Annotated in this window: 22 protein-coding genes; 10 read left to right on the forward strand and 12 right to left on the reverse strand. The window is 71.4% G+C overall.

Translation table 11 applies throughout. The features are described 5' to 3' along the window. Nucleotides 1-16: 16 nt before the first annotated feature. From MZC64_RS19995 to MZC64_RS20010, 4 genes are read left to right on the forward strand one after another with little or no spacing between them, the layout of a single operon-like run. Nucleotides 17-457 (forward strand): SRPBCC family protein, encoded by a 441-nt coding sequence (locus MZC64_RS19995; protein ID WP_247758845.1) that lies wholly within the window; start codon nucleotides 17-19, stop codon nucleotides 455-457. Nucleotides 458-483: 26 nt separating this feature from the next. Further along, nucleotides 484-1,698: an ArsA family ATPase gene (locus MZC64_RS20000; protein ID WP_247758844.1), complete on the forward strand. Its 1,215-nt coding sequence runs from the start codon at nucleotides 484-486 to the stop codon at nucleotides 1,696-1,698. A gap of 4 nt (nucleotides 1,699-1,702) precedes the next feature. Beyond that, complete coding sequence (locus tag MZC64_RS20005; RefSeq protein WP_247758843.1) at nucleotides 1,703-2,104, forward strand: hypothetical protein; 402 nt, start codon at nucleotides 1,703-1,705, stop codon at nucleotides 2,102-2,104. Continuing rightward, nucleotides 2,098-3,048, forward strand: coding sequence for an ROK family glucokinase (locus MZC64_RS20010; RefSeq protein ID WP_247758842.1), 951 nt, complete (start codon nucleotides 2,098-2,100; stop codon nucleotides 3,046-3,048). The genes MZC64_RS20005 and MZC64_RS20010 overlap by 7 nt, the downstream gene beginning before the upstream one ends. 112 nt (nucleotides 3,049-3,160) lie before the next feature. Here the strand turns inward: MZC64_RS20010 and MZC64_RS47920 are convergent, their stop codons facing one another. Next, nucleotides 3,161-3,292 (reverse strand): hypothetical protein, encoded by a 132-nt coding sequence (locus tag MZC64_RS47920; RefSeq protein ID WP_282105624.1) that lies wholly within the window; start codon nucleotides 3,290-3,292, stop codon nucleotides 3,161-3,163. A 224-nt stretch (nucleotides 3,293-3,516) separates the two neighbouring features. Further along, nucleotides 3,517-4,005, reverse strand: a complete 489-nt coding sequence (locus MZC64_RS20015) for a hypothetical protein (RefSeq protein ID WP_247758841.1) — start codon at nucleotides 4,003-4,005, stop codon at nucleotides 3,517-3,519. Between the two features lie 354 nt (nucleotides 4,006-4,359). Between MZC64_RS20015 and MZC64_RS20020 the strand changes: the two genes are divergently transcribed. The 3 genes from MZC64_RS20020 to MZC64_RS20030 all read left to right on the forward strand — a co-directional run bounded on the left by MZC64_RS20020 (nucleotide 4,360) and on the right by MZC64_RS20030 (nucleotide 6,789). Further along, complete coding sequence (locus MZC64_RS20020; RefSeq protein ID WP_247758910.1) at nucleotides 4,360-5,073, forward strand: lysophospholipid acyltransferase family protein; 714 nt, start codon at nucleotides 4,360-4,362, stop codon at nucleotides 5,071-5,073. Nucleotides 5,074-5,109: 36 nt separating this feature from the next. After that, nucleotides 5,110-5,613 carry a polyadenylate-specific 3'-exoribonuclease AS gene (locus MZC64_RS20025; RefSeq protein WP_247758840.1) on the forward strand — a complete coding sequence of 168 codons (504 nt, stop codon included), beginning with the start codon at nucleotides 5,110-5,112 and terminating at the stop codon, nucleotides 5,611-5,613. Between the two features lie 150 nt (nucleotides 5,614-5,763). Continuing rightward, nucleotides 5,764-6,789 (forward strand): 6-phosphofructokinase, encoded by a 1,026-nt coding sequence (locus MZC64_RS20030; protein WP_247758839.1) that lies wholly within the window; start codon nucleotides 5,764-5,766, stop codon nucleotides 6,787-6,789. 60 nt (nucleotides 6,790-6,849) lie between these two features. Here MZC64_RS20030 and MZC64_RS20035 read toward each other — a convergent pair whose 3' ends face one another. Next, complete coding sequence (locus MZC64_RS20035) at nucleotides 6,850-8,211, reverse strand: FAD-dependent oxidoreductase (protein WP_247758838.1); 1,362 nt, start codon at nucleotides 8,209-8,211, stop codon at nucleotides 6,850-6,852. Between the two features lie 156 nt (nucleotides 8,212-8,367). Here MZC64_RS20035 and MZC64_RS20040 point away from each other — a divergent pair, with 156 nt between their 5' ends. Beyond that, nucleotides 8,368-9,756, forward strand: a complete 1,389-nt coding sequence (locus tag MZC64_RS20040; RefSeq protein WP_247758837.1) for a class II 3-deoxy-7-phosphoheptulonate synthase — start codon at nucleotides 8,368-8,370, stop codon at nucleotides 9,754-9,756. 57 nt (nucleotides 9,757-9,813) lie between these two features. Here the strand turns inward: MZC64_RS20040 and MZC64_RS20045 are convergent, their stop codons facing one another. The 3 genes from MZC64_RS20045 to MZC64_RS20055 form a co-directional block, all read right to left on the reverse strand. Then, a complete protein-coding gene (locus MZC64_RS20045) occupies nucleotides 9,814-10,644 on the reverse strand; it encodes an HAD family hydrolase (RefSeq protein ID WP_247758836.1) in 831 nt (276 codons plus the stop codon). 175 nt (nucleotides 10,645-10,819) lie between these two features. After that, entirely contained in the window at nucleotides 10,820-11,587 is a 768-nt protein-coding gene (locus MZC64_RS20050; RefSeq protein ID WP_247758835.1) for an ABC transporter permease, read from the reverse strand. Further along, nucleotides 11,584-12,543 (reverse strand): ATP-binding cassette domain-containing protein, encoded by a 960-nt coding sequence (locus MZC64_RS20055; protein ID WP_247758834.1) that lies wholly within the window; start codon nucleotides 12,541-12,543, stop codon nucleotides 11,584-11,586. Before MZC64_RS20055 ends, MZC64_RS20050 begins: the two co-directional genes overlap by 4 nt. A gap of 87 nt (nucleotides 12,544-12,630) precedes the next feature. Between MZC64_RS20055 and MZC64_RS20060 the strand changes: the two genes are divergently transcribed. Next, entirely contained in the window at nucleotides 12,631-13,395 is a 765-nt protein-coding gene (locus tag MZC64_RS20060; protein ID WP_247758833.1) for a TetR/AcrR family transcriptional regulator, read from the forward strand. A 137-nt stretch (nucleotides 13,396-13,532) separates the two neighbouring features. Here the strand turns inward: MZC64_RS20060 and MZC64_RS20065 are convergent, their stop codons facing one another. The 4 genes from MZC64_RS20065 to MZC64_RS20080 all read right to left on the reverse strand — a co-directional run bounded on the left by MZC64_RS20065 (nucleotide 13,533) and on the right by MZC64_RS20080 (nucleotide 17,561). After that, nucleotides 13,533-13,676 (reverse strand): hypothetical protein, encoded by a 144-nt coding sequence (locus tag MZC64_RS20065; RefSeq protein WP_247758832.1) that lies wholly within the window; start codon nucleotides 13,674-13,676, stop codon nucleotides 13,533-13,535. A 100-nt stretch (nucleotides 13,677-13,776) separates the two neighbouring features. Then, a complete protein-coding gene (locus MZC64_RS20070) occupies nucleotides 13,777-15,279 on the reverse strand; it encodes an SPFH domain-containing protein (protein WP_308301039.1) in 1,503 nt (500 codons plus the stop codon). Between the two features lie 37 nt (nucleotides 15,280-15,316). Then, the gene (locus MZC64_RS20075; protein WP_247758830.1) at nucleotides 15,317-15,526 is read right to left on the reverse strand and encodes a hypothetical protein; all 210 of its coding nucleotides are present in this window, start codon (nucleotides 15,524-15,526) and stop codon (nucleotides 15,317-15,319) included. A 22-nt stretch (nucleotides 15,527-15,548) separates the two neighbouring features. After that, the gene (locus tag MZC64_RS20080; protein WP_247758829.1) at nucleotides 15,549-17,561 is read right to left on the reverse strand and encodes a Stk1 family PASTA domain-containing Ser/Thr kinase; all 2,013 of its coding nucleotides are present in this window, start codon (nucleotides 17,559-17,561) and stop codon (nucleotides 15,549-15,551) included. Nucleotides 17,562-17,635: 74 nt separating this feature from the next. Between MZC64_RS20080 and MZC64_RS20085 the strand changes: the two genes are divergently transcribed. Continuing rightward, nucleotides 17,636-18,001 carry an Rv2175c family DNA-binding protein gene (locus MZC64_RS20085; protein ID WP_247758828.1) on the forward strand — a complete coding sequence of 122 codons (366 nt, stop codon included), beginning with the start codon at nucleotides 17,636-17,638 and terminating at the stop codon, nucleotides 17,999-18,001. Nucleotides 18,002-18,053: 52 nt separating this feature from the next. Here the strand turns inward: MZC64_RS20085 and mptB are convergent, their stop codons facing one another. Next, a complete protein-coding gene (gene mptB / locus MZC64_RS20090; protein WP_247758827.1) occupies nucleotides 18,054-19,661 on the reverse strand; it encodes a polyprenol phosphomannose-dependent alpha 1,6 mannosyltransferase MptB in 1,608 nt (535 codons plus the stop codon). Between the two features lie 213 nt (nucleotides 19,662-19,874). Further along, complete coding sequence (locus tag MZC64_RS20095; RefSeq protein ID WP_247758909.1) at nucleotides 19,875-20,966, reverse strand: polyprenyl synthetase family protein; 1,092 nt, start codon at nucleotides 20,964-20,966, stop codon at nucleotides 19,875-19,877. Nucleotides 20,967-21,117: the final 151 nt, after the last annotated feature.

Raw genomic sequence — 21,117 nt, forward strand, 5'->3', positions numbered from 1 at the left:
CGGTAACCTCCCCGACATGGCCGACCAGTCCACCCAGTCCATCGTCATCGACGCCTCGCCCGAGGAGATCATGGCGGTGATCTCCGACTTCGTCAGCTACCCCGACTGGGCCGACCAGTTCAAGGCTGTCGAGGTGCTGGACACCGATGACGCGGACCGCCCGAGCCAGGTCCGGTTCAAGGTGGACGCCGGCGCGTTCAAGGACGAGTACGTGCTCGCCTACGAGTACAGCGACGACAACCGCTCGCTGGGCTGGAACCTGGTCAAGGGCACCATGCAGAAGGCCCAGAACGGGCGCTACCAGCTGGCCGCCGAGGGTTCCGGCACCAAGGTCACCTACTCGCTCACCGTCGAGCTGGCCATCCCGATGATCGGGCTGTTCAAGCGCAAGGCGGAGAAGATGATCATGGACATCGCGCTGAAGAACCTCAAGCGCCGGGTCGAGAGCACCGGCTGAACCCGCGTCACGGAGAATCGTTCCTCGTGCGTGTCCTGCTGTTCACCGGTAAGGGCGGGGTGGGCAAAACGACCCTCGCCGCCGCGACGGCCGCCCGCCTCGCGGCAGACGGCCACAAGGCGCTGGTCGTCTCCACCGACCCCGCGCACTCCCTGGCCGACGCGCTCGGCGCGCCACTGACCTCGGCCCCGGCCGAGGTCGAGGGCGCGAGCGGGCTGTACGCGGCGCAGATCGACGCCCGCGGGCTGGTCGACGGGGCCTGGCAGGAGCTGCGTGGGCACCTGCACACCGTGCTCGCCGGGGCCGGTGTGGACGAGCTGGACGCCGAGGAGCTGACCGTGCTGCCCGGCGTGGAGGAGCTGCTCGCCCTCGCCGAGGTCGAACGCGCCGCCCGCCTGGGCCCGTGGGAGACCGTGATCGTGGACTGCGGCCCCACCGCCGAGACGCTGCGCCTGCTGGCCCTGCCCGAAGCCTTCGCCGGCTACCTGGAAAGGCTCTTCCCGACCCACCGCCGGGTGGTCCGCGGGCTGCTCGCCGGGGTCGCGGGCAGCGCCACCGTGGAGAAGTGGGACGCCGCCGCCGAGGCCCTCGGCAGGCTCGCCATCCGCCTGGAGGCCCTGCGCGACCTGCTGGTCAGCCCCGAACACACCAGCGTCCGGCTGGTGCTGACGCCGGAACGGGTGGTCACCGCCGAGACCCGGCGCACGCTGACCGCGCTCGCGCTGCAGGGCATCCGGGTGGACGGACTGGTCGCCAACCGGGTGCTGCCCGACTTCGGCGCGGCCGGTCGCGGGCCCGCCGCGCAGTGGCTGCGCACCCGGCGCGGCGAACAGGACACCGTGCTGGCCGAACTGCACGAGGCCACCGAGGTGCCGGTGCGCACCGTCGAGCACCGCGCCGAAGAACCGGTCGGCGTGGCCGCGCTCTTGGAACTGGCCGCCGAGCTGTACGGCCAGGGCGATCCCCTGGCCGGCGCCGCCCGGCCGCCGCTGGTCTCGGTCAGCGGCACCGGCCGCGGCCTGGAGGCCAGGTACGAGCTGCACCTGGCGTTGCCGCTGCTGGCCGAGTCCACTGTGGACCTGGCCAGAGTGGACGATGATCTGGTGGTCACCGTGGACGGCAGGCGCAAACTCGTCGCGCTGCCCGCGGTGCTGCGGCGATGCGAGGTGACCGGGGCGGCGGCCGGGTCCGAGGGACTCACCGTGCGGTTCCAGCCCGACCCCCGGCTCTGGATGCGGTGAGGCGATGAACGAGCAGAACACCCCCGGCGACGGACAGAACCGGCTGGCCGAGGAGGCCAGAATGTTGCTGGACGCCGTGGCCGACCGCGCCGTGCCCTGGCTGCGCAAGATCGCCGCCGACGCGCCGCCGGAGGGACACAACCCGGCCAGTTGCGGCTGGTGCCCGCTGTGCGCGGCCATCGCGATGGTCCGTGGCGAGCGGCCGGAGCTGGCCGTGCGCGCCGCCGACCACCTGGCCGGACTGCTCGGCACCCTGCGCTCGGCCATGGAGGAACGCGTCCCCGCGCCCCCGGCCGAGCCCCGCCCCGAGCACGAGGACGCCGCCGGGCCGCCCCCTGCCGATCAGCCCGCACCGCCGCCGGGCACGCCCCGGGTGCAGCGGATCACCGTGGAGCGGGAGTGCTGACTGTCGGCATCGATGTCGGCGGGACCACGGTGCGCGCGGGAGTCGTCGACAACCACGGATCCGTGCTGGACACCGCCCGCACCGCCACCCCGGCCGGGCAGGACGCGCTGGAGAACGCGATCAGCTCGGTGGTGGCCCAGCTGACCCACCGGCACGAGGTGTCCGCGGTCGGCCTGGCCGTGGCCGGTTTCGTCACCGAGGACCGGCGCGGGGTGCGCTTCGCCCCGCACCTGGCCTGGCGGCAGGCCCCGGTCGCGGACCGGATGTCCCGCAAGCTGCGGCTGCCCGTGGTGCTCGAACACGACGCCAACGCCGCCGCCATGGCCGAATACCGCTTCGGCGCCGCCCGCGGCGCCCGGGTGGCGGTGATGGTCGCCCTAGGAACCGGCATCGGCGGCGCGCTGCTGATCGACGGCGAGGTCTTCCGCGGCGCGCACGGCGTCGCCCCCGAACTCGGCCACCTGCGGGTGGTGCCCGGCGGTCGCCCGTGCCCGTGCGGCAAGCGGGGCTGCTGGGAGCGCTACTGCTCGGGCACCGCGCTGGCCGCGACCACGGTCGAACTGCTGGCCACCGAACCCGGCCTGTCCACCGTGCTGGCCCGCGAACCCGTCCGGGACGGCCGCACCGTCACCGGTCGCGCGGTGGCAGGCGCGGCCCGCGAGGGCGACCCCTTGGCACTGCGCGCCTTCGCCGAACTGGCCCGTTGGCTGGGCGAGGGCCTGGCCCTGGTCGCCGACGTCTACGACCCGGAGGTCGTGGTGATCGGCGGCGGGGTGTCCGAATCCGCGCCGCTGTTCCTGGACGAGGCCCGCGAGCACTACGCCAAGCAGGTCACCGGGGCCGGCCACCGGCCGCTGGCCCGCATCCGCCCGGCCCAGCTCGGCGACGACGCCGGCATCGTGGGCGCGGCCGCGCTGGCCGCGGACCTGGTCGCCCGGGTCTGACCCAGGAGCCGGGACACCTTCGAAAAGACAACGGACCCGGCGCGAAGGCACGGGTCCGGCAAGAGGAAACGCCTGGCTGAACCGGCGACGCTGCCGGTCAGGCGCCGCTACTTCAGCGGCCGCTACGGCGGAACAGGCGGCGGCGGAGGCCACCGGTGGTGTTGCGACGGTGCTGCTTCTGCTCACGCGCCCAGCTCGTCTCGGCGAGCGCCTTGGCGAGCCACATGGCCTGGAGCTGATCCATGGAGTCCGGACCTGCCTTCCGTGTCTGTATCGGTTCTGACGAGTCTCAGAATACGGCTCGGCTGAATCGGTACACAAACGGATAAGCCCAGTTCGTGGCGTAGTTCACCGTGTTACGGCCGGCCCTGTGAGCTGGCTCCCGCCGGACCAGACGAGTTGGCCAAAGCGGGACGGCCAGTGGGGCCAACCGGGCGTACGACTTGGGCCAACTCGGCGGGGGCGGGCTCAGACCTGCGCGCCGTCGTCCCAGCCGGAGTCCGGGGGCGGGCCCTTGCGCATGTTGACCACCAGCCAGCCGATGCCGCCGCTGATCAGCAGCAGCCCCAGCGGGAACGCGGTGCTCCACAGCATCCCGATCAGCCCGTGCAGGAAGAACAGCAGCACGCCCAGGGCGATCAGGGCCAGCGAGGCGACCGTGGTGCGGCGCATCGGCGGCAGGGGTGGGGGTTCGGGGGGTTCGTAGTGGCCCTCGTCCTCCTCGGGCGGGGCCGGGGGCCGGGACGGTGGGGCGTCCTTTTCGACGGTGGCCGCGCGGTCGGGGCGCGGCGTGCGTTCGGCCTCGGTGGACTCCGGGGCCTCGGCGGCCTTGGCCGCGGCCTCCGGGCTTTCCGGCCATTCCGGCGCGCTGCCCTCACGGCGCAGCCCCGCGACGATCGCCTCGAAGGCGGCGTCGACGTCCTCCGGGCCGTTGGTCTCCTCCGCGCGGTTGCTCATCATCCGCCATCGTCCCACGACCGGGGCGCCTCCGGCAGGCGTCCAGGTAGCGCAAGGTCGTGTTTGGCGGCACCCACACGCGATCGCCGGGCCCAGCCCGCCCCTGGCAGCACCGCTGGGGTGACCACGTACAACACCGGTACGAGGTCACCCCAGCGGCACCGCCAAGAACGACCTGGACTCCGACGCTCACGCACGGGTGCCGCCAAACACGACCTCACCGGCAGAACAAACTGGGTGTGTCTGGTCACCACTGCACGTCAACGGGTGCGTTGCCGTTGTGCGCAGTCGAACTCGCTCCGTAGTCTGGAGTACACCGGCCTGGTCTGGGCTTTGAGGGAGGCGCTTTCCGCGGTGTTGTGGTGGGTGATGAAGTGGGTCCTGCTCGGGCCGATCTTGCGTCTGTTCTTCCGTCCGTCCATTCAGGGCCTTGAGCACATCCCGGAGTCCGGTGGGGCCATCCTGGCCAGCAACCACCTGGCGGTGGCCGACTCGTTCTTCCTGCCGTTGATGGTGCCGAGGCGGGTGACCTTCCTGGCCAAGCGGGAGTACTTCACCGGCAAGGGCGTCAAGGGCCGGTTCAAGCGCGCCTTCTTCGGCGGCCTCGGCCAGGTGCCCATCGACCGGTCCAGCGCGGTGGCCGCGCAGGCCGCCCTGGACACCGGCGTCCGGCTGCTCAAGGAGGGCAAGCTGCTCGGGATCTATCCCGAGGGCACCCGTTCGCCCGACGGCAGGCTGTACAAGGGCAAGACGGGCGTGGCCCGGATGGCCCTGGAGGCCGGGGTGCCGGTGGTGCCGGTGATCATGATCGGCACGGACCGGGCGAACCCGATCGGCTCCAAGATGTGGCGGCCGCACAAGATCCGGATCGTGGTGCTCCCGCCGCTGGACTTCTCCCGGTACGAGGGCCTCGGCGGGGACCGGTTCATCGAGCGGTCCATCACCGACGAGATCATGTACGCCCTGATGGAGACCTCCGGCCAGGAGTACGTGGACGTCTACGCGGCCAAGCTCAAGGATCCGCAGCCCGCGCCTGCCGCGGCCAAGCCCGCGCGCAAGGCGGCCTGAGCGCGGGTCGGCCACGGCGGCGACTAACCTTGGCCGGTGCGGTTCTTCTACGACTGTGAGTTCATCGAGGACGGTGTCACCATCGACCTCGTCTCCATCGGGGTGGTGAGCGAGGACGGCCGCGAGTACTACGCCGTGTCCACCGAGTTCGATCCCGACCGGGCCGGGCCGTGGGTGCGGCAGAACGTGCTCAACCAGCTGCCCCCGCCCTCGGATCCGCACTGGCGCAGCCGCGGTCAGATCCGCCGCGAGCTGCTGGACTTCGTGACCGAGTCGGACAACCAGCCCGAGCTGTGGGCCTGGTTCGCCGCCTACGACCACGTGGCGCTGGCCCAGCTCTGGGGCGCCATGCCGGCGTTGCCGCAGGAGCTGCCCCGATTCACCAGGGATCTGCGGCAGCGCTGGGAGGACCTGGGCAAGCCCCGGCTGCCCGGACCGCCCGCGGACGCGCACGACGCGCTCGCCGACGCCCGGCACAACCACCAGCGCTGGCAGATCATGGAGCAGACCCGGCAGCGGAAGGGCTTCGCGGTCCGCTGAGCGCACGGGCTTAGTTCCGCCGGTTTCGCGGAAGTTCCGCAGATGTTGCCGGTTCTAGCCACCCCGCTTGCTGCACCGATCCAGCTACCGGCACACTCGGCGGTGACGCGAGACGACGGTCACATGGCCGGCGTGACGAGGAGGCACTAGATGCGCATTGGTGTGCTCACGGGTGGCGGCGACTGCCCGGGGCTGAACGCGGTGATCCGGGCGGTTGTCCGCAAGGGAGTCGAGGTCTACGGCCACGAGTTCCTGGGCTTCCGCAACGGGTGGAAGGGTCCGATCGAGGGCCACACCAAGCCGCTGGGGCTGGATCAGGTCGAGGACATCCTGACTCGCGGCGGGACGATCCTGGGTAGCTCCCGGACCAACCCGTACAAGGTGGACGGCGGCGTCGAGGCGATCCGCAAGACGCTGGCCGAGCACCAGGTCGACGCGCTGATCGCGATCGGCGGCGAGGACACCCTCGGCGTGGCCAAGCGGCTGACCGACGACGGCATTGGCGTGGTCGGCGTGCCCAAGACCATCGACAACGACCTGGGCGCCACCGACTACACCTTTGGGTTCGACACCGCGGTGCACATCGCGACCGAGTCGATCGACCGGTTGCGGACCACCGCGGAGTCCCACCACCGGGCGCTGGTCGTCGAGGTGATGGGCAGGCACGCGGGCTGGATCGCGCTGCACTCCGGGCTGGCCGGTGGCGCCAACGTCATCCTGGTGCCGGAGAAGCCGTTCAGTGTGGACAAGGTCGTCGAGTGGGTGCAGCGGCGGTTCGAGCGTGAGTACGCGCCGATCATCGTGGTGGCCGAGGGCGCGGTGCCGGAGAACGGGGCCGAGGTCCTGATCACCGGCGAGAAGGACGCGTTCGGGCACGTCCGGCTGGGTGGCATCGGCACCTGGCTGGCCGAGGAGATCGCGGCCCGCACCGGCAAGGAATCGCGGGCCGTGGTGCTGGGGCACACCCAGCGCGGTGGCACGCCGACCGCCTACGACCGGGTGCTGGCCACGCGGTTCGGGCTGCACGCGGTGGACGCGGTCAACGACGGCGACTTCGGGGTGATGGTGGCGCTCAAGGGCACCGACATCGTCCGGGTCAAGCTGTCCGAGGCGACCGCTGAGCTGAAGACCGTGCCGGCGGACCGGTACGCCGAGGCCGAGGTCTTCTTCGGCTGAGTTTTCCAGCGGCGCTCTCAATGGCGAGAGCGCCGCCTTCGCTCAGCTCCGGTGGTGCGTTCAGTGCACGGGCGCGGTCCGCTGCCCGGCGGAGATGGCGACCATCTCCGCCCGCGAGACCACCTTGATCCGCTCCCGGCCGGCGGCCAGGCCCAGCTTGAGTTCGTGCGTGTCCAGCCGGTTCCAGCCTTCGAGCGTGGTGAACTCGACCCCGCGTTCGGTGAGCAGGTCGATCACCCGCTCCGGCGCGGGTTCGGGGGCCGAGGCCAGGTTGGGCAGGTCGGCCAGGATGCTGTTGACCGTCTCCAGCGCGTCGCCCTTGGTGTGGCCGATCAGGCCGACCGGGCCACGCTTGATCCAGCCGGTCACGTAGGCGCGGTCGAACTGGTCCGCGCCGTCGAGGATCCGGCCCGCCTCGTTGGGCACCACGCCCGCGGCGTGGTCGAAGGGCAGTTCGGCCAGGTGCGTGCTCAGGTAGCCGACCGCGCGGTAGACGGCCTGGACCGGCCAGTCCCGGAAGTTCCCGGTGCCGGTGACATCGCCGGTGCCGTCCAGTTCCATCCGCTCGGTGCGCAGGCCGGTGACCACACCGTCGCCCAGGATGGCCACCGGGCGGTGCAGGAAGTGCAGGTGCAGGCGGCGGGGACGGCTGCCGGGGTCGCGGATGGCCCAGTCCTGCAAGGTCTTGACGACCTGGCGGACCTGGTTGCTCTTCTCGATCGCGGCCATGCTGCCCTGGTCGAACTCGATGTCCTCGGGGTGCACGATGACCTCGACGCTGGGGGAGTGGTCGAGTTCGCGCAGTTCGAGCGGGGTGAACTTGGCCTGGGCCGGGCCGCGGCGGCCGAAGACGTGCACGTCGGTGACCGGGCTGGCCTTGAGGCCCTGGTAGACGTTGTCCGGGATCTCGGTGGTGAGCAGTTCGTCGGCGGACTTGGCCAGGATGCGGGCCACGTCCAGGGCGACGTTGCCCACGCCCAGCACGGCGACGCTGTTGGCGACGAGGGGCCAGTCGCGCGGCACGTCGGGGTGGCCGTCGTACCAGCTGACGAAGTCGGCGGCGCCGTAGCTGCCGTCCAGGTCCACGCCGGGGATGTTCAAGCCGCGGTCCTTCTCGGCGCCGGTGGCGAAGATCGCGACGTCGTAGTGCCTGCGCAGGTCGTCCAGGGTGAGGTCGGTGCCGTAGCTGACGTTGCCCAGGAAGCGGATCTCCGGGCGTTCCAGGACGCGCTGCAGGGCGTGCACGATCTGCTTGATCCGCGGGTGGTCGGGGGCCACGCCGTAGCGGATGAGGCCGTAGGGGGCTGGCAGCTTGTCGAGCAGGTCGATGGACACCGGGGTGTCGGACTTGGCCAGGATGTCGGCCGCGTAGATGCCAGCCGGACCCGCACCGACGACCGCGACCCGAAGCGGGCGCTGCATGAACTCTCCCTCAGCTGTGGATGACTCCCTGTATCTTAAGGTTAGCCTGACCTAACTGGATTGATTCCGTGAGGCTGCTCTCACGTTTCCGTTCCAGATATCGGGAGTCCTGTACCACCGGTCAGGAGGCTGGTAGCACCGCGTACTCTTTGGGCCGTGAACTGGACCGTGGACGTGCCGGTCGACACGCTGCCAGCGTTGCCGCCCCTACCGCCCGAATTGCGCACCCGCCTCGACGACGCCCTCGCCCGTCCCGCTGCCCAGCAGCCGGACTGGCCCGACCCCGAGCAGGTCCGCAACGTCCGCGCCGTGCTCGAGAGTGTTCCCCCGATCACGGTGCCGCCGGAGATCGAGCGCCTTCGCGACCGGCTGGCCCAGGTGGCCCGCGGCGAGGCGTTCCTGCTCCAGGGCGGCGACTGCGCGGAGACCTTCGCCGACAACACCGAGCCGCACATCCGGGGCAACATCCGGACGCTGCTCCAGATGGCGATCGTGCTGACCTACGGCGCTTCCATGCCGGTGGTCAAGGTGGGCCGGATCGCTGGGCAGTATGCCAAGCCCCGCTCCTCCGGCACGGACGCGCTGGGTCTGCCCACCTACCGGGGCGACATGGTCAACTCGCTGATCGCCACTCCGGAGGCGCGCGCGCACGACCCGTCCCGGCTGGTCCGCGCCTACGCCAACGCCGGCGCGGCGATGAACCTGGTCCGCGCGCTGACCAGCGCGGGCATGGCCGATCTGCACCGCGTGCACGACTGGAACAAGGACTTCGTGCGCTCCTCGCCCGCGGGTGAGCGCTACGAGGCGGTGGCCGCCGAGATCGACCGCGGGCTGCGCTTCATGCAGGCCTGTGGCGTCACCGACCACAACCTGGAGACCGTCGAGCTGTACGCCAGCCACGAGGCGCTCGTGCTGGACTACGAGCGCGCGATGCTGCGGATGGACGTCAGCGGGGACAGCCCCAAGCTGTACGACCTGTCCGCGCACTTCCTGTGGATCGGCGAGCGCACCCGCCAGCTCGACGGCGCGCACATCGCCTTCGCCGAGCTGCTGGCCAACCCGATCGGGCTCAAGATCGGGCCGGGCACCACGCCGGAGATGGCCGTGGAGTACGTGCAGCGGCTCGACCCGCACAACGTGCCCGGCAGGCTGACGCTGATCTCGCGGATGGGCAACGGCAAGGTCCGCGAGGTGCTGCCGCCCATCGTGGAGAAGGTCACCGCCTCCGGCCACCAGGTCATCTGGCAGTGCGACCCCATGCACGGCAACACCATCGAGGCCAGCACCGGCTACAAGACCCGGCACTTCGACCGGATCGTGGACGAGGTGCAGGGCTTCTTCGAGGTGCACCGCAAGCTCGGCACCCACCCGGGCGGCATCCACATCGAGCTGACCGGTGAGGACGTCACCGAATGCCTCGGTGGGGCCCAGGAGATCTCCGATGACGACCTGGCCGGTCGTTACGAGACCGCCTGCGACCCGCGGTTGAACACCCAGCAGTCCCTGGAATTGGCCTTCCTGGTCGCGGAGATGCTCCGCAACTAAAAGGCTTGTCTCCGATGGCGGTCACCCGGTGGGTGGCCGCCATCGGCGTTTCCGGGACTAGGCGAACCAGCGTTCCAGGACCTGGGCCACGCCGTCCTCGGCGTTGGTGGCGGTGACCTCGTCGGCGAGGGAGTGCAGGTCGGGGTGGGCGTTGGCCATGGCCACCCCGTGTCCAGCCCACTTGATCATGTCCAGGTCGTTGGGCATATCGCCGAAGGCCAGCACCTCGGCCTGGTTGACGCCGAGGCGCTCGGCGACCCAGCGCAGGCCGGTGGCCTTGGAGACGCCGGGGGCGGAGAGTTCGATCATGGCGCCGGCGCCGGAGTAGGTGATGTCGACCGCGCCGGCCAGCACCGCTTCGGCGGCCAGGCACAGCTCCGCGCTGGGCACGCCCGCGCGCTGGACCAGCAGTTTGACCGCGGGACGGCCCAGCACCTCGGCCAGGGGCGCGTGCGCCAGGCTGCCACCGGGCAGCAGTGGCTCCGGCCAGCCGATCGGGTGCTCCAGCTCGGTGAGGAAGACGCCGTCGGGGAACTCGGGGGCGTGCTCGGGGCTGAGTTCCACGGCGAAGGAGCAGCCGGGGATGGCCTTGGCCAGGGCGGAGGCGACGTCGGCGAGCAGCACCGGGTCCAGCGGCCAGCTCCGCGCGGCGCGGCGTTCGCCCAGGTGGTGGATGAGGGCGCCGTTGGCGGTGACCGCGTAGCCGGCCAGGCCGAGCCGGTCGCTGATCGGGTGGGTCCAGCGCGGTGGGCGGGCGGTGGCGAGCACGAACGGCACACCGGCGGCGGTGACCGCGGCCACCGCCGCCCTGGTGCGTTCGCTGAGGTGGGCCAGTGGGCCGAGCAGGGTGCCGTCCAGGTCCGAGGCCACCAGCAATGGTTCTCGCATGCGCCTGATCCTGCCCGCCCGGGTTGCGCCGACCGGACGCCGGTGGCGGCCAACCCCCAGTGGTGGCCGCCGCCGGCGCCGCCGCGGCGACTCGGGGCCCTGCGTCAGCCGCCGCGGTAGGCGGAGAGCTTCTCCCCGGCAGGTACAGCGGTGGTCCAATCCGGATACAAGCCGTTCAGCTAGCCGTGCGCCTGCGGAACAGCCGGCCGGTCAGCGGAGCCACGACCAGCAGGATCGCCGTCCACCACAGCACCGCCAGCCAGCCCTGCCCGGTGGTCGGCACGCCCAGCAGCAGTGGGCGCACGGTGTCCATCACCAGCGTCAGCGGCTGGTGCTCGACAAAGGCGCGCAGCCAGTCCGGCAGGGTGTGCGCCGGCACGAAGGCACTGCTGGCGTAGGGCACGAACAGCAGGATCAGGCTCAGGCCGCTGGCCCCTTCCACGGTGCGGGCGAGCAGGCCGAACAGGGCCGCGATCCAGGCCATCGCCGCGGCCAGCAGCCACAGCAGCCCGAAGATCGCCAGCCAGTCCAGCGGGCCCGCCTGCGGCCGGAACCCGAGCAACAGGCCGATGAGGATCATGGCCACCGTGGACACCGTGGTGCGCACCACGGTGGCCGCCACGTGGCCGATGATCACCGCCGAGCTGAGCATCGGCATCGCGCGGAAGCGGTCCACGATCCCGTCGGCCATGTCCTGGCGCACGCCGACCGCGGTGGGCATCGAGTTGGTGCCCACGCTGATCACCAGGATGCCCGCGATCAGGTAGTTGACGTAGCTGGTGCCCTGGGTGGCCACCGCGCCGCCGAACATGTACCGGAAGATCACCAGCATGGTGGTCGGGATCAGCAGCATCACCGCCAGCTGCTCCGGGTTGCGCAGAATGTGCCGGATGTTGCGGCCGATCATCACCTGGGCGTCGACCAGGTAGGACAGGGATTTCACGCGGCGCCTCCGATGCGCTCGGACTCCGGGCGGGCGCCGGTGAGGGACAGGAACACGTCGTCCAGACTCGGGCGGGTCAGGGCCAGCCCGGCAGGTTCCAGACCGGCGGCTTCCAGGTGTTCCAGGAGTTGGCGCAGGTGCCGGGCGCCGTCCACGGCGATGCTGAGCCGGGGCGCCTCGCCCTCGTGCCGCAGTGGTTCGCCGGGCAGCGCGCGCAGGGCGCGGTCCAGTTCGGCGGCGGTGCCGAAGGTCAGCTCCAGGCGTTCCGCGCCGACCTTGGCCTTCAGCTCGGCCGGGGTGCCCTCGGCGATCACCCGCCCGTGGTCGAGCAGCACCACCTCGTCGGCCAGCCGGTCCGCCTCCTCCAGGTACTGGGTGGTCAGCAGGATCGTGGTGCCGCCTGCCAGCAGCCGCTCGATCGCGGTCCACAACGTGGTGCGGCTGCGCGGGTCCAGGCCGGTGGTGGGCTCGTCCAGGAACAGCACCGGCGGCGTGGTGATCAGGCTGGCGGCCAGGTCCAGCCGCCGCTTCATCCCGCCGGAGTAGCCGCTGACCGCCCGGTCCGCCGCCTCGACCAGGTCGAACTCGGCCAGCAGTTCGGCCGCCCTGGCCTTGGCGGTACGCCGGTCCAGCCGGTGCAGGCGGCCCAGCATGACCAGGTTCTCCCGGCCGGTGAGCAGCCCGTCCAGGGCGGTCTGCTGCCCGGTCAGGCCGATCATCCGGCGCACCCGGTCCGGCCGCCTGCCCACCTCGGCCCCGTTGACCAGGGCCGTTCCCCCGTCGGCGGCCAGCAGGGTGCTCAGGATGCGCACCACCGTGGTCTTGCCCGCCCCGTTCTGCCCCAGCAGCGCGAGCATCCGCCCGCGTCGCACGGTCAGGTCCACCCCGCGCAGCACCTCCACCGAACCGAAGGACTTGCGCAGGCCGGACACGCTGATCACGGCGTCCGTCGCCATCTTGCCCCCAAACTGTGTATCACGCACACTGATTGTGTACTTGATACACAGTTCTAGGATGAGGGTCAAGCGAGTGATGGGTGGGAGATGTCAGCCGAGCACGAGGCGATGGGCCGCAGCCTGGAGCTGCTCTGGGGCGAGCGGGCCCAGCCCAGTCGCGGCCCACGGCCGAAGATGTCGGTGTCCAAGATCGTCGAGGCCGCGGTGGCGCTGGCCGACGCCGAGGGGCTCGGCGCGCTGTCCATGCAGCGGGTGGCGGCCGAACTGGGCTACACCACGATGTCGCTGTACCGCTACGTCCCGGCCAAGGAGCAGCTGATCGACCTGATGGTGGACCACGCCATCGGATCGCCACCCGCCGAGCTGGCCGACGCGCCGGACTGGCGCACCGGGCTGGAAGGCTGGACGCGGGCGTTCTGGCAGGTCTGCCACCGGCACCCGTGGCTGCTCAAGGTGCAGGTGGACCGGCCGCCGGTGGGGCCGAACCAGCTGTCCTGGCTGGAAGGCGGGCTCAAGGCGCTGGCCGGACTGGGCTTCGAGGGCTACGAGCGGGTCTCGGTGGTGACCTTCGTCTTCGCCGCGGTGCAGGGCCTGGCCAAGGTCTCCCTCGACCAGCGACCGCTCTCCGCCGGGGCCGAGGGACCGGTGGCGAATGCCTACGCGGCCGCGCTGGGCCGGTACGTGCGCCCGGACCGCTACCCGGAACTGGCCGGGATCATGGCGGGCGGCGCCTTCGACGTGCCGGCGGACTACCCGGACCCCGACGACCTGCTGCCAGACCTGGAGTTCGGCCTGTCCCACCTGCTCAACGGGATCGAGGCCTTCGTCCAGACCCGCCAGTCCCCACCCTGACCCGAGTGTTGGCCGTTGTCGTACGGCACGTTGGCCGTTGTGGCACGAGTTGGCCCAAGTCGTACGCCCGGTTTGCCCAAACTGGCGTACCAGTTGGGCCAACTCGGCGTACGGGAACGGCCAACACTCGGGGGTGGTTAATGGGCTACGTCGGTGAACAGGCCGTGTGGTCTGGTGGTGTCGGCAGGCTCGACCGGGTGGAGCGTGCTGCCCCAGCCCGGTTCGCCGAAACGCTGCTCGACGCTCTGACGTCCCGAGTTGTCCTCGTCGTACGGTTCCATCACAGAATCCCCCTCCCCAGTGCCGGTCCTCCCACCGGCATCTGTTGAGGGTAGCGAACGGGTTGTGCGGCGCGCGGCGGCAAACCGCACAAACTCGCGACTAGGACTTCGACGGCCCCTGGAAGCTGCTCAGATCCAGGCCACCCTCATTTTTCACAGTGTTGCCGTCCGGGGTGTTTTCCGCCGCCGGAGTGGTCCCCATGGACTGCATCAGGGTGCGCGCCAGACCCAGCCCGGTGCCGCCCAGGGTCATCGCCTTGGCCAGCAGGTCGGAGAGGCCGTCGGCGCCGTTGAGCACCACCATGTGATCCACGTTGCCCAGCGCGCTCGCGCCCGCGGCCACGATCTCCGGCCACTTCTCCGCCAGCTGCTGCGCGATGACGGCCTCCTGGTTCTCCGCCAGCGCGTTCGCCCGCGCCTTGATCGACTCGGCCTCGGCCAGGCCCTTGGCCCTGGCGGCCTCGGCCTCGGCCAGACCACGGGCCTTGGCCGAGGCGGCCTCGGCCTCACCGGTGGCGCGGGTGGCGGCCGCACTGGCCTCACCGCGGGCCTTGGTGGCCTCGGCGTCGGCGATCGCGGCGGTCTTGACCCTGGTCGCGTCCGCGGTGGCGCGCAGCTCGGTCTCCTTGGCCTCGGCCTGCGCGCGGGCGATCTGCGCGTCCCGCTCGGCGTCGGCGTGCGTCCTGGTCTCATACGCCTTGGCGTCGGCGGGCTTGCGCACCTGGGACTGCAACCGCTGCTCGGCCAGGTCCGCTTCCAGCTGGGCGGCCCTGGTCTCCTGCACCACGACCTCCTGGCGTGCACTGGCCTGGGCCAGCGGGCCGGACTGCTGCGCCTTGGCCGCGGCCTGGTCGATCTCGGCCTGGTAGGACGCCTGCTTGATCTTGCTGTCGCGCAGTGCGGCCGCCTTGAGCGCGGCGGCGATCTGCTCGGCCTCGGCCGCCTCCTGGTCCCGCTGCGCCTCGGCGATCCGGGCCGAGGCGGCCACCGCCGCGGCATAGGGCTTGCCCAGGTTGAGGATGTAGCCGGACTCGTCCTCGATCTCCTGGATCTGCAGCGAGTCCACCACCAGGCCGAGCTTGCTCATCTCGATCGCCGAGGACTGCCGCACCTCACCGGTGAGCGCGTCCCGGTTGTGGATCATCTCCTCGATGGTCAGCCCGCCCACGATCGAGCGCAGGTGACCGGAGAACAGCTCGTGGATGGTGAGGTTCATGGTGTTCTGCTGGTCCAGGAACCGGCGGGCGGCGTTGGCGATGGAGACGAAGTCGTCGCCCACCTTGTAGATCACCACTGCGCGCACGGTCACCGGCAGGCCCTGCTTGGTCACGCAGTGGATCTGCAGGTTGGCCGCGTGGGTGTCCAGCGACAACCGCCGGGCCACCTGGAAACCGGGCAGCACCAGGGTGCCCTTGCCGGTCACGATCTTGAAGCCGAGGCTGTCCGCGGTGTCGGCGGTGTTCCCCTTGGCCCCGAAGCCGGAAATGATCATGGCCTCGTTCGGCTCCGCCACCCGCCACAGCAGTCGCAGCAGCAGGAACAGCAGGAGCAGTCCGACGATGCCCCCACCAACCGCGACCAGAATCGTCTGATTCATCGTCATACCCGCTACGACACCGGCTGAGGGCAAAAGGTTCCGCTCAGAACGCGGGCAGTTCCCACGGCTCCACGTAGAGCATCCGCGGCGGCTCGAAATCGACCACCAGCACCCGGGTGTCCACCTCGATGGTGGCCGCCCGGTCAGCCGGTTTGGCGTAGTAGGCCTCGGATCCGCCGCGGATCTCCAGCATCACCTCGCCGATCAGGCCCGGCCCGATGCGGCCGGTGACCCGGCCGGTCCTGCCGATCATGCGTGACCTCTCCCCAGCCGGTCTACGGGAACGCGTTGACGGTGATCTTGGACCCGGGGCGCACCCTGGAGCCCGGCGGCGGCAGCTGGCCGAACACCCTGGCGTCCTCGCCACCGCCGAAGGCGTGCTGCACCTCGAAGCCCAGCCCGCGCTCGCCTGCCCACTGCCGGACCTCGCCGACGGTCTTGCCGATCAGGCCGGGCACGGTGATCGCGTTGGAGATGACCACCCCGACCCGGCTGCCCTTGGACACCCTGGCGCCCACCGCGGGATCGGCGGAGATCACCCGGCCCGCCTCGACATCGGCGGAGAAGTCCTGGCTCTTCTCGAACGGCTCCAGGCCCACCCGGCGCAGTTCGGCGAAGGCGGCGTCCTTGGTCATGCCGACCAGGTTGGGCACGTTCACCGGCGCCGCGCCCTTGGACAGCCCGATGGCCACCGCCGCGCCCATCTGCACCGCGCTGCCGGGGGCCGGGTCGACCTTGAGCACCTTGCCCTCGGGCACCTCGGAGCTGAAGCCGTCCAGTCCGGGATCGCGGCGCGGGGCGAGCTGGGCGTCCCGGATGAGCACCTCGGCCTCGATCTGGCTGATGCCCGGTTTGATGTCGGGCACCACCGGGCGGCCGCGGGAGACCACCACCGAGACGTTCTCATCGCGCAGCACATCGGTCTTGCCTGCCGGATCGGTGCGGATCACCGTGCCGGCCACCACGTCGTTGTGGTGCTCGACCTTGACCACCGGCACCAGATCGGCCGCCTTGAGCGAGCTGATCGCGGATTCCTGGGTCTGCCCGGCCACATCGGGCACCTGGGTCCAGCGGCCCGAGCCGAGCCACCAGGACACCACGCCGATGGCCACCGCCAGCACCGCGACCACCGAGATCCACAGGGTGAAGCTGCGGCGGCTGCGCGCCCGTTCCCTGGCCCGCTGCTCGGCCAGGCCGGGCGCGGGCCGGGGCGGAGTGGGCGGCCCGGCCGCGGGGGCCGGGGCGAACTGGGGGAGTTCGGCCCGCGACATCGCCCTGGTGCCCTGCGGGCCGATCGGCGCGGGCGCGGGCGCGGCGGCCCTCGGCACGGCGCGCACGGTCGCCTCCGGGTCGTCCACCACCGGCTTCATCTGCTGGGTGACGGCCTCGTCGACCTCCTCGACCGGCACCGGCACCGGCACGGTGGACAGGCCGAGCTGCTCCCGGAGCTGCTGCACGGCCAGCAGGAACGCGGCCGCGTCCACCGGGCGCTGGGCCGGATCGCGGCGGGTGGCCCGCAGCACCAACTCGTCCAGCGCGGGCGGCAGGCCCGGCTTGGCCAGGCCGGGCGCCGGGACATCGCTGTTGACGTGCCGGTAGGCCACCGAGATCGCGGTGTCGCCGGTGTAGGGCTGGGCGCCGGTGAGCATCTCGTAGAGCACGATCCCGGCCGCGTAGACATCGCTGCGGGCATCGGCCGCGCCGGTGGCCACCTGCTCGGGGGAGAGGTAGGCGACCGTGCCCAGGATCATGCTGTCGCTGGTGGTGCCGGCCCCGGCGATCGCCCGGACCAGGCCGAAGTCGGCGACCTTGACCGCGCCGCCCTTGCCGATGAGCACGTTCTCCGGCTTGATGTCGCGGTGCACCAGCCCGGAGCGGTGCGCCGCGGCCAGCGCGGAGAGCACCGGCTCGATCACGCTGAGCGCCAGCGGCACCGGCAGTGAGCCGCCCTCCTTGCGCAGCAGATCGCGCAGGGTGCCGCCCTGGAGCAGCTCCATCACGATGAAGGCCAGATCACCCTCTGGCGTCGGGTCGATGCCCTGGTCGTACACGCCGACCACGCACGGGTGATGCAACCGGGCCGCGCTGCGGGCCTCGCGTTCCAGCCGGTCCAGGAAGCTCCGGTCACCGGAGAGCCGCTGGTCCATGACCTTGATGGCCACCGGACGGTCCAGTCTGGTGTCGAGCCCGCGGTACACGGTGGACATGCCACCGTGCGCGATCAATCCCTCGACCCGGTATCGGCGCTCCAACACCGTGCCGGTCAGTACTGAACCCCGCGTCTGCACAACCCGATCGTACGGAGCGGGGTCAATCCGTGGTTCAGCGCACACCCACTCGGAATGTGGCAGGCTGATGAGCTGTGAGTACGATCCCTGCCGCCGATGACGTGCTGAAGCGCGAGGTGGAGGTCCTGCCGCTGCCCACGGTCGCGGAGAGCCTCGGCCTGCCGATCACCCGGGTGCACCAGATGCTGCGTGACGGCCAGCTGCTGGCCCTGCGCCGCGATCGGGTGCTCGTGGTGCCCGCGGAGTTCATTGATGACACCGGTGTGGTCAAGCACCTATCCGGGGTGATCACCGTGCTCAAGGACGGTGGTTACACCGTGGAGGACATCCTGCGCTGGCTGTTCACCGAGGACGACTCGTTGCCGGGCACCCCGGTCGGCGCGTTGCGTTCGGACCGCTCCCGCGAGGTGAAGCGCCGGGCACAGGCAATGGCTTTCTGAGAAGTTCTTCCAGTCGGTCGGACTGTGGCGGCCACCCGCCACAGTCCTTTTCTCATGCCCGCGAACGCAGTTTCAGCGGGTCCGGCCGCACTATCGAGAGCGCGGCCAGCGCCGACACGCCGAACGCGCCCGCCAGATAGCCCCAGTCGTAAAGCGCGGAGTCACCGGTCGGGTAGGTGACCAGCAGCAGCCACACCGAGGCGGCCACCGCGGCCACCACCGCCCGCCCGGACCAGACGAACCCGGCGGCCAGCACCAGCGCCCAGCTGAAGTACCAGGGGAACGTGGTCGGGGACAGCAGCGCCGCGGCCAGCAGCACCAGCGTGGCCCGGTGCACCGCGCTCACCCCGCCCGCCCTGGCCAGCCACCACTGCCGCAGGCCGAAGGCGAAGAGCAGGATCCAGCCGGTGGTGCGGGCCACGCCCAGGAACCAGCCGCCGTCCACCGTGAAGAACACGCTGACCAGGCCGTGCACCAGCTGACCGGCCGCGGTCGGCAGCGACAGCCAGTTGATCACCGCGGAGGAGTTGCTCAGCGAGCTGAGCCAGCCAAGGCCGACCCCGGCGAACAGGGTGCTCAGCGCGAAGGTCGCGGTGAACACGGCCAGTCCGGCGGCCACCGCGCGGCCCAGCCGCACCCGCGGCGAGCCGTCCATCCGCGCCGCCCACATCCACACCAGGAACGGCAGCGCGAACACCGCGCTGGCCTTGACCGCCACCGCGAGCGTGACCAGGGCGATGCCCAGCACGAACCGGCGGTCCAGGGCGAAGACCACGCCCGCGGCGAGCAGGCCGACCATCAGCAGGTCGTTGTGCGCGCCGCCGACCAGGTGCACCAGGATCAGCGGGTTGGCAGCGGCCAGCCACAGCGCCAGCGGCGCCTTGCCGCCCAGCCGCACGGCCAGCTTGGGCAGCGCCCAGCACAGCAGCACCAGGCCGCCGGTGAGCGCCAGCCGCATCAGCACCACACCGAGGATCATGCTGTCGCCGGTGAGCGCGACCACGCCCTTGGCGACGAGGATGAACAGCGGGCCGTAGGGCGCCGGGCTGTTCTGCCACAGCCAGCTCACGTTCTCCAGCAGCGGCCCGGTGGCCAGCTGGATCGGCCCGGCCACGTACGGGTCGTAGCCCTGCCAGGCCAGCGCGCCCTGGGCCAGGTAGCTGTAGATGTCCCGGCTGAACAACGGCGGCGCGACCAGCAGCGGCAGCGTCCACACGCCGACGGCCAGCAGCACCCCGCGGGCGGAGGCCCGGCCTGCCCAGGCATCGCGGCCCAGCCGCACCCAGGCCAGCACCATCAGCGCCAGGCCGGCGTAGAGGGTCAGCGTGGCCAGGTCCTTGCCGTGGCCGTAGCGCAGCCAGCTGAAACCGGTGTCGGCCAGCAGGGGGTCGCGCACCAGCACGCCGCCGGCGCCGATACCGCCGAGGGTGATCAACGCGGCGCCGAGCCCGCCCAGCAGCACCGTGCGCACGGACACCGGGCGCGGTCGCGGCGCGGGGTCCGGTTCGGGCTGGGGCGCGGGTTTCGGCTCGGGCTCGGGCGCGGTCACGGCCGGGCGCGCGGGCGTCTCCGGCCGGAGCATCGGCTGGGTCGCCATGTCCGTCTTGCCCACCGTCAGCGGCGCCGAGAGCACCTGGGCGATCTCATGCGAAAACCGCACCGGTTCACCACCGGCGCTCGAACGAGGAAGCGAGGGAATGGAGGTCATCGCGACCTCCATGGTCCCACAACGGCTTCGGTGCCCGGCACGGGATCGGCGCCGAGGAGACGCACGTCATCAATCCCCGGCGCGCCGCTCCATTCAGGGGTCAGTCGGAAGGGGGAATTCCGGCGATCCTGTTTCCGTGCCGTGTCAGCCGGGTGACGGCAATGCTCAGTGATCGCGCCGGGTGGCCTCGATCGCGAGTTCGGCGAGCTTGTCGCGGGCCAGTTCCTCGGCCATCGGGGCGGTGGCCAGTGCGGCCAGCGCGGCCTCGGTGTGCCCGGTGATCCGCTGCTCCACCGCGTCCACCGCGCCCAGCTCGTGCAGCAGCTCCCTGGTGCGGTCCACCCCGGCCTCGTCCAGCGCCGGGTTGCCGATCGCCTCCTGCAACGCGGTCAGCGCGGCCCGGTCGCCCCGCTCCTCGGCGCGCTGCAGACCGAGGGTGACCAGCAGGGTGCGCTTGCCCTCACGCAGGTCGTCGCCGGCGGGTTTGCCGGTGACCTTGGGGTCGCCGAAGACGCCGAGCAGGTCGTCCCGCAGCTGGAAGCCGATGCCCAGGTCGGTGCCGAAGACCCGCAGCGCGGCGATCAGCTCCGCCGGCCCGCCGGCCAGCGCCGCGCCCAGGTGCAGCGGCCGCTCCACGGTGTAGGCCGCGGTCTTGTACCGGTTGATCCGCATCGCGGTCTCCGGCTCGTTGGCCGCGCGGGCCTGGGCCAGCACGTCCAGGTACTGCCCGACCAGCACCTCGGTGCGCATGGCCCGCCACACCGGACGGGCCCTGGCCAGCGCGGACTGGTCCAGCGCGGCGTCGTAGAGCAGGTCGTCGGCCCAGGCCAGGGCCAGGTCGCCGAGCAGGATCGCGGCGGAGAGCCCGAAGGCGTCCGGGGTGCCCGCCCAGCCCGCCGCGTGGTGCTGCATGGCGAAGCGCACGTGCAGGGTCGGCTGCCCGCGCCGCCGGTCCGAGGAGTCCATCAGGTCGTCGTGCACCAGCGCGCAGGCCTGGATCAGTTCCAGCGAACTCACCGCGCGCAACACCTCGGGCGCGTCCGGTGACTCCGGCCGCCCGCCACCGGCCCGCCAGCCCCACCAGGCGAAGGTCGGCCGGATCCGCTTGCCGCCGTCGAGGATGAACCGGGTCAGCGAGTCCATGGCCGCGGCCACCGTCTCGTCGATCGCGTCGATCTCGGCCCGCCGCTGTTCCAGGAACTCCTGGAGCGCGTGGTGCACGTGCGTGGTCAGGTCCAGATCGACCGGATGAAGCATGAGCTGCGGTGGGGGCACCCTTTAATCCTGCGTGTTCCTCAGCCACGGCGCATGCCCGGGTGGTGAAACTCCCATTTCGCGCACCTGGTATCGGGCCGATCGGGTGGCTGCCCGCGAACTGCCATCCACTTGTTGGAACAACCGATCTGCC

Source organism: Crossiella sp. S99.2, from assembly GCF_023094165.1.
Classification (GTDB): Bacteria; Actinomycetota; Actinomycetes; order Mycobacteriales; family Pseudonocardiaceae; genus Crossiella.